Source organism: Microtetraspora sp. AC03309, assembly GCF_020826795.1.
In the GTDB taxonomy this organism is placed as follows: domain Bacteria; phylum Actinomycetota; class Actinomycetes; order Streptosporangiales; family Streptosporangiaceae; genus Microtetraspora; species Microtetraspora glauca.
Window position 1 is genome coordinate 1 of sequence record NZ_JADDIL010000590.1, and the last position, 406, is coordinate 406.

The window sequence follows — 406 nt, forward strand, 5'->3', positions numbered from 1 at the left end:
CTGCTGCAGGCCGCACCCGACGTGCTCGGCGGGCAGTTGCTCCCACTTGTCGCCGAGCACGTCGGGTGCGGCCTGCAGCAGCCGTTCGCAGCGGGCGTAGCGGGCAATGCCGACACGCTCGAAGGACACCACGTCCTGCACGATCGACCAGCCCTGATCCACCGTGCCGAGCACGTCGGCCTCGGTGACCAACAGGTCGTCGAAGAACACCTCGTTGAGATGATGCGGGCCCATCATGGTCCGGATCGGGCGCACCGTGATGCCCGGGGAATCCATGGGCACCAGGAAGATCGTCATCCCCTGTTGTTTCTTCTCGCCTTTGGAGGTGCGGGCCAGCAAGAAGCACCACTGCGCCATCGTGGCGTAGGAGGTCCAGATCTTCTGCCCGTTTACCCGCCAGCCGTCG

At 65.5% G+C, this 406-nt stretch carries 1 protein-coding gene; it reads right to left on the minus strand.

Annotated elements, in window-relative coordinates; translation table 11 throughout:
• On the minus strand, positions 1-406 hold a 406-nt coding region (locus IMZ11_RS44495), incomplete at both ends, for an acyl-CoA dehydrogenase family protein (RefSeq protein ID WP_228649818.1).